6 protein-coding genes are annotated in these 7,325 nt (G+C 45.1%); 5 read left to right on the top strand and 1 reads right to left on the bottom strand.

The genetic code is table 11. From position 1 onward, the window contains the following. Window positions 1-71: 71 nt before the first annotated feature. Entirely contained in the window at window positions 72-953 is an 882-nt protein-coding gene (locus DDR33_RS03735) for a carbon-nitrogen hydrolase (RefSeq protein WP_109414415.1), read from the bottom strand. A gap of 190 nt (window positions 954-1,143) precedes the next feature. On the opposite strand from DDR33_RS03735, the gene cmoA reads away from it, so the two are divergent. The 5 genes from cmoA to DDR33_RS03760 form a co-directional block, all read left to right on the top strand. Then, window positions 1,144-1,911, top strand: coding sequence for a carboxy-S-adenosyl-L-methionine synthase CmoA (gene cmoA / locus DDR33_RS03740; RefSeq protein ID WP_109414416.1), 768 nt, complete (start codon window positions 1,144-1,146; stop codon window positions 1,909-1,911). A 1-nt stretch (window position 1,912) separates the two neighbouring features. Continuing rightward, window positions 1,913-2,635: a methyltransferase family protein gene (locus DDR33_RS03745; RefSeq protein WP_109414417.1), complete on the top strand. Its 723-nt coding sequence runs from the start codon at window positions 1,913-1,915 to the stop codon at window positions 2,633-2,635. A gap of 168 nt (window positions 2,636-2,803) precedes the next feature. After that, window positions 2,804-5,050 carry a sodium-translocating pyrophosphatase gene (locus tag DDR33_RS03750; RefSeq protein ID WP_109414418.1) on the top strand — a complete coding sequence of 749 codons (2,247 nt, stop codon included), beginning with the start codon at window positions 2,804-2,806 and terminating at the stop codon, window positions 5,048-5,050. Between the two features lie 187 nt (window positions 5,051-5,237). Further along, window positions 5,238-6,701: an amino acid permease gene (locus DDR33_RS03755; RefSeq protein WP_109414419.1), complete on the top strand. Its 1,464-nt coding sequence runs from the start codon at window positions 5,238-5,240 to the stop codon at window positions 6,699-6,701. A 50-nt stretch (window positions 6,702-6,751) separates the two neighbouring features. Further along, window positions 6,752-7,325: MarC family protein (locus DDR33_RS03760; protein WP_109414420.1), on the top strand; the 574-nt coding region annotated here is incomplete at its 3' end.

The raw sequence follows: 7,325 nt of genomic DNA on the forward strand, positions 1-7,325 counted from the left end.
CGGAGCTAAAATTCAGATAACCTGAAAGCTTTGGTGCCAAAGTTCCGGGCTATCTTATTTTTCAACATACGTTAGTCCTGGTCTTCAGCATCAATATAACGTTTTGTAATCGGAGCGTACGAATCGATCCGTCTGTCGCGGAGGAACGGCCAGTGTGTACGGTATCGATCTGATTTTGTCATATCCAGCTCGTGCACATAAACTTCTTCTTCTTTATGTGAAGCCTGATAAAGCACTGATCCAAAAGGGTTCGCTATAAATGAACCGCCCCAAAACTTCATGTGCCCCTCATCGCCTACTCTGTTAACGCTCACTACATAAACGCCGTTTGCTACAGCATGGCTTCTCTGAATGGTCTGCCATGCGTTATATTGTTCAGTATTTGTATCAATATCCTGAGAAGATGCCCAGCCTATAGCTGTCGGGAAAAACAGGATTTCAGCACCCATCAGTGAGGTAATGCGGGCTGCTTCCGGATACCACTGATCCCAGCAGATAAGCACACCGATTGTGGCGTATTTTGTTTTAAACACTTTATATCCGATATCACCGGGAGCAAAATAAAATTTCTCATAATAACCAGGATCGTCAGGAATGTGCATCTTTCTGTATTTACCAAGATAACTGCCATCGGCATCGATTACCGCTGTAGTATTATGATACAGGCCCTGGGTACGTTTCTCGAACAATGAAGCAATTATCACTACATTCAGGTCTTTCGCCACTTCCGAGAGAGCAGCAGTTGACGGTCCCGGGATACTTTCGGCAAGCAGGAAGTTGTCGTAATCCTCTACATCACAGAAATAAAGAGAGGTGAATAGTTCCTGAAGACAAATGATCTCCGCCCCTTTTGATGCTGCTTCCTTTACTTTAACAATTGCTTTTGCGAGATTTTCCTCCTTGCTGGCAGTACAGGTCGTTTGTACAATTCCAACTTTCACATTCTGATTCATAAGACTTTATAGTTTGATGTAAGTCTGCGGTATTCCTGTCATTAAGGCTGCAAAGGTAAGAAATTAGGCTAAATTTTTATCTTAAATCCCCCTATTTGATAATCAGATGAAATTTCTATTTTAGAGAAATTAAACACTGGAAAATCAACAAATTCAACTCAAGAAGGTTAATAAGTAAATTTAGCGGTATATGCTGCAGGGATCTAAAGAAAAAGAACAAAAAGGTCCTGAAATCCGGGATGAGGTTTTCAGGGAAGAAATCAACAAAGTGTCCGACTTTAAGTTCGGTTCGAAGGTTGCCGGTGTATTTGACGATATGGTGAGCCGCTCGGTACCATATTACGATGAAATGCAGAGGATGATTTCCGAACTGGCTGCAGACCACGCGCAAAAAGGAACAAATGTATACGACCTGGGATGTTCCACCGGTACGACGATGATCGGGATGAACACCACCATCTCTGAGGATATCCGTTTTGTTGGGATAGACGAGTCACCGCAGATGCTGGAAAAGTGCAATGAGAAGCTTAAAGAAGCCGGGTTTACCCGTCCGTATGACCTTATCGCAGCTAATATGCACGACAGCTTCAAAGTGGAAAACGCCTCGGTAGTTGTCCTTTGCCTTACGCTTCAGTTTATAAGGCCGGTAGCACGCGAAAAAGTACTGAGAACGATAGTCGATGGCCTGGTACCCGGAGGTGTGCTGATCCTTGTTGAAAAGATCCTCGCCGAGGAAAGTCTTTTCAACCGTAATTTCATTAAGTATTATTACGACATGAAGCGCCGCAATCATTACAGCGAGCTTGAAATCTCACAGAAGAGGGAGGCTCTTGAAAATGTGCTCATCCCTTACAAGCTGAGCGAAAACATCCTTATTCTCAGAGAGGCAGGATTCTCTCATTGCGAAACGTTCTTCAAATGGTACAATTTCTCGGGTGTAATTGCTATAAAAAACTAACATGATTGCTATCGGCAACTTCTTTTTTAAGTACAGGAATTTCCTGTTCATCTTCCTTTACCTGGCATTGTTTATTCCCTCGCGTAAAGTATTCACCCCCGGGGCGATGGGCCCTGATTACTATATCTGGCCGATTGTGCTGGGCCTTTTTATTACAATTTCGGGGCAGCTCATCCGGGGATTGACCATTGGGCTGGCCTATATAGAACGCGGCGGTAAAGACAAAAAAGTATACGCAAACAACCTGGTAACAGAGGGCGTGTTTAACCACTGCCGGAACCCGCTGTATGTCGGCAATATCCTGATGCTCCTTGGCGTAGGGATTTTATCTAACTCACTTCTTTTCCTGGCGGTATTTATGCCGCTCTTCCTGTTCATTTATCAGGCTATTGTACTGGCTGAAGAGAACTTTCTTCGTAATAAGTTCGGGAATGATTTTAACGTCTACTGCAGCAGGGTGAGCCGCTGGCTCATTAACTTCAAAGGCCTGGGAGCTACCATGAAAAGTATGCGGTTTAATGCCAGGAGATGGATCCTGAAAGAATACAACACCCAGTATGTATGGCTGGTGGGGATCACGCTCCTGCTCCTGTTAAACTATCCGGACGTGACACGGACAGACACGGATCTGCGGAACATCCTGATAATCTTTACTCTGGTTGTTCTTACAGTTGTATATCTCATGATAAAATATCTGAAGAAGTCGGGCAAAATGACCGCTTAAGCCCTTCTTTTTCCTTCTATAGATACGTTATTGTGCTGATCTGAATTTCAGCAACTCACTAATCAGCAAAAAAATAAAACCTATTTCCTTATAAATTTATTTGATAATAGCGGCAACGAATCTATATTTGGCGTTTAACTAACTTGTAACTAACAGAAAAACCAATCGATGGATCTATTTTACAACAATCTAATTTACATTATCCCTTGTCTGGGTTTGATAGGAATCCTTGTCATGTTGTCAAAATCGGGATGGGTGAGCAGGCAGGAAACGGGAGACGAAACGATGAACACCCTTGCCGGATATATAGCAGCCGGGGCTATGGCTTTCCTAAAGGCAGAATGGAAAATATTATCTTACTTCGCAATCGTTGCCGGAGCCCTTTTAGCGTGGTCTGGCACACTTGTGGAGACTTCAAGCTGGCTTATTTCTATAGCATTTTTAATCGGTGCCTTTACCTCCGCATTAGCTGGTTATATAGGGATGAATATCGCGACCAAAGCGAACGTCAGAACAACACAGGCTGCCAGAACGAGTCTTGCACGGGCGCTTAAAGTGTCGTTTACAGGAGGAAGTGTCATGGGTCTGGGGGTTGCCGGGCTTGCTGTATTGGGTCTGGGTTCCCTTTTCATCGTATTCTATCAGATATATGTAGTACAGACCGGAGGCAGCGTGAACGGCCCCGGGATGCAGAAAGCCCTTGAAGTTCTTGCCGGGTTTTCTCTTGGAGCGGAATCGATTGCGCTGTTCGCCCGGGTCGGCGGAGGCATCTATACCAAAGCGGCAGATGTGGGTGCTGACCTGGTTGGTAAAGTAGAAGCCGGTATCCCGGAAGATGATGTCAGAAATCCGGCCACAATAGCAGATAATGTGGGCGATAATGTAGGGGACGTAGCCGGTATGGGAGCCGACCTTTTCGGTTCATACGTGGCCACAATCCTTGCGACAATGGTACTCGGGAGGGAAATCGTATCAAATGACAGTTTCGGAGGGATCGCCCCTGTACTGCTCCCTATGCTGATAGCAGGAATAGGTTTAATTTTCTCTATTATCTCCACCTATTTTGTACGAATTAAAAACGAAACGGACAATGTGCAGAATGCTCTGAATACGGGCAACTGGATGTCTATTATTCTTACAGCCATTGCCTCCTATTTTGCGGTTCGCTGGCTGCTTCCGGCTACCATGAGCATCCGCGGAGTCAGTTTTGACAGTACTGATGTGTTCTTAGCCATCATGGTCGGACTGGTAGTTGGTACTTTGATGAGCATTATTACGGAGTATTACACTGCGATGGGCAAAAGGCCGGTCAACTCAATTGTAAACCGCTCGGGCACAGGCCACGCAACGAATATCATCGGAGGTATTTCTGTGGGTATGGAATCAACGCTGATGCCGGCGCTTGTGCTGGCACTGGGCATCTACGGCTCCTACTACTTTGCGGGGCTTTACGGAGTAGCTATTGCCGCGGCTGGAATGATGGCAACTACAGCCATGCAACTGGCAATCGATGCCTTTGGACCGATTGCTGATAATGCGGGCGGAATAGCAGAAATGAGTAAGCTGCCAGAAGAAGTCCGCAAACGGACCGACAACCTGGACGCTGTCGGCAATACGACGGCCGCTACCGGAAAGGGATTTGCAATTGCATCAGCTGCCCTGACCTCTCTGGCCCTGTTTGCAGCTTTCGTGGGCATCGCAGGAATTAATTCTATTGATATCTATAAAGCAAACGTCCTTGCGGGGCTGTTTGTAGGGGGAATGATCCCTTACATATTTTCATCTCTGGCTATTGCGGCTGTCGGCCGTGCCGCAATGGATATGGTACAGGAAGTGCGCAGACAGTTCCGGGAAATTCCGGGGATTATGGAGTATAAGGCAAAGCCGGAATATGAAAAATGTATTGAGATCTCTACTAAGGCTTCCATCCGTGAAATGTTACTGCCCGGCGCTATTGCACTGATCGTACCTGTACTGGTAGGATTTACGCTTGGCCCGGAGGTTCTTGGCGGATTACTCGCTGGGGTAACGGTATCAGGCGTACTGCTTGGAATGTTTCAATCGAATGCGGGTGGTGCCTGGGATAACGCGAAAAAATCCTTTGAAAAAGGTGCTGATATAAAAGGAGAAATGTTCTATAAGAACTCTGATCCGCACAAGGCATCAGTGACCGGAGATACTGTCGGAGATCCATTTAAAGATACTTCTGGTCCTTCTATGAATATCCTGATCAAGCTGATGTCGATCGTTTCACTTATTATCGCTCCTCATATCTCTTCTGCTCCGCATGTAACAGATGCAATGTATAAAACAGGAAAAGAAAAGACATTTGTTTCAGCGAAAAAAAGATCGGCAGATAGAACAGATCAAAAAGCAGAAAAGGTGATTTCGTTTAACAAAACGCTTGTGGATTGATGGCAATTGCCATTAAAACCATCAAAACCCCCGCTTTCTTTTAGTTTTGCATTAATTCTTACGGCAAATACATGAAAAAGGCAGTTTTTTTTATGTATTTACCTTCTTTTTTAAAAAGAAAAAGCATTACGTTTGGTAAAATTTCAATTATCAATACAAGTCTTTATTAGAAACGTAAACAAGCTGTATGTTTTACAGAAAATCCATTGAACAATTATTGCTGGAAGCAGGATCCAGCGGAGAGGGTCATCTCAGACGCTCTCTCACAAGTTTTAACTTAGTAGCCCTTGGTATCGGAGCTATTATCGGAGCCGGTTTGTTTTCCCTTACCGGAATTGCAGCTGCCGAAAATGCAGGACCTGCCGTTACCATCTCTTTTGTCCTGGCGGCTGTCGCGTGTGCATTTGCAGGCCTTTGCTACGCTGAATTTGCTTCTATGATACCGGTGGCGGGCAGTGCTTATACCTATTCGTATGCTACAATGGGAGAATTTACCGCCTGGATCATAGGATGGGACCTGGTACTGGAATATGCCCTCGGTGCTGCTACTGTGTCGGTAAGCTGGTCCAGATATCTCCTGGAATTCCTGCATAAATATAATATAGCGCTCCCTCATCAGCTTGCAGTTTCTCCATGGGAGACGGTTAAACTGGGAGATGGAACGATTATAGAGGGTGGCTTTATCAATCTCCCCGCTATTTTTATCGTCATGCTGCTTTCTCTCGTATTAATGCGGGGAACGAAAGAATCCGCTACGATGAACAATGTACTGGTAATAGTAAAAGTGGCAGTGGTACTTGTGTTTATCGCTCTCGGATGGAGCCACATTAATCCCGCCAACTACGAACCTTATATACCTGCTAATACGGGCAAGTTCGAGAATTTCGGATGGACCGGAATTTCAACCGGGGCTGCCGTTGTTTTCTTTGCATTCATTGGTTTTGATGCGGTATCAACTGCTGCGCAGGAAGCCAAGAACCCCAAAAAGGGAATGCCAATCGGTATCCTGGGCTCACTGGTTGTCTGCACGATCCTGTATGTTCTCTTTGCACACGTAATGACCGGTCTGGTGAACTATAAAGATTTTGCAGGAGACGCAAAACCCGCTGCAACCGCATTCGCACAGACAGGTTATAGTTTTCTCCAGGATGGATTGATCATTGCAATCCTCGCAGGTTATACTTCGGTTATCCTCGTGATGCTGATGGGACAATCGAGGGTATTCTACACCATGTCTAAAGACGGGCTCCTGCCCTCTTTCTTCAGTTCTGTTCATAAGAAATTCGCTACACCCTGGAAGACGAATGTCTTCTTCATGTTCTTCGTGAGTATTTTTGCGGGATTCGTTCCTGTGTCAGACCTGGGCCATATGGTGAGTATCGGAACACTCTTCGCATTTGTCCTGGTGTGTATAGGTGTGCTGGTGATGAGACGTAAATTGCCTCACGCCGTTCGTCCTTTCAGAACTCCGTTTGTTCCGGTTGTTCCTATCCTCGGCATACTGGTTTGTGTGTACCTGATGTACTCTCTGCCATTTGAGAGCTGGATCCGCCTTTTTATCTGGATGGCATTGGGAATTGCGATTTACTTTGCGTACGGTCGTAAAAACAGTAAGGTACGTGAAGTTATAGATGAGAAAATCGCAGAGTAGAACGGCAGGAAAGTGTTATCTTTGCGGATCATCACAAACGCAAACTTTTCATGAGTGAATACTTAATATTCGATCACAAACAGATAATATCGGTTACGATGATCCTTTTTGCGATCATTGATATCATAGGATCCATACCTGTTGTTATCGAGTTAAGAAAAAAAGCAGGTCATATACAGTCGGAAAAAGCCACTTTGGTTTCGCTGATCCTCATGATCCTGTTCTTATTCCTCGGAACGCAACTATTAAATATTATTGGCCTCGACGTCGCTTCCTTCGCAATAGCCGGATCTTTTGTGATCTTTTTTATTGCAATGGAAATGATCCTCGGGGTCAATTTCTTTAAAGAAGAAGTACCTGAAACCGTTTCCATTGTTCCTCTCGCGTTTCCCCTGATCGCCGGAGCGGGAACGATGACCACTCTCCTTTCGCTTAAATCGGAATACGCTACCCAGAATATCCTGGTTGGTATAGTTCTGAATATGATCTTTGTTTACTTTGTTCTCAAGAACGTTGTTTTGCTTGAGCGCCTTCTGGGTAAATCAGGGCTTAACATCCTGCGGAAAGCCTTCGGCGTGATCCTGCTGGCGATAGCGATTAAGTTGTTCAGGACGAATACGGGAA

The organism is Pararcticibacter amylolyticus (assembly GCF_003130405.1).
Taxonomy (GTDB): domain Bacteria; phylum Bacteroidota; class Bacteroidia; order Sphingobacteriales; family Sphingobacteriaceae; genus Arcticibacter; species Arcticibacter amylolyticus.

Excerpts from the sequence above, each read along its gene's own strand:
- cmoA (WP_109414416.1), top strand. The coding sequence starts at position 1,144 with ATGCTGCAGGGATCTAAAGAAAAAGAACAAAAAGGTCCTGAAATCCGG.
- DDR33_RS03755 (WP_109414419.1), top strand. The coding sequence starts at position 5,238 with ATGTTTTACAGAAAATCCATTGAACAATTATTGCTGGAAGCAGGATCC.
- DDR33_RS03750 (WP_109414418.1), top strand. The coding sequence starts at position 2,804 with ATGGATCTATTTTACAACAATCTAATTTACATTATCCCTTGTCTGGGT.
- DDR33_RS03745 (WP_109414417.1), top strand. The coding sequence starts at position 1,913 with ATGATTGCTATCGGCAACTTCTTTTTTAAGTACAGGAATTTCCTGTTC.
- DDR33_RS03735 (WP_109414415.1), bottom strand. The coding sequence starts at position 953 with ATGAATCAGAATGTGAAAGTTGGAATTGTACAAACGACCTGTACTGCC.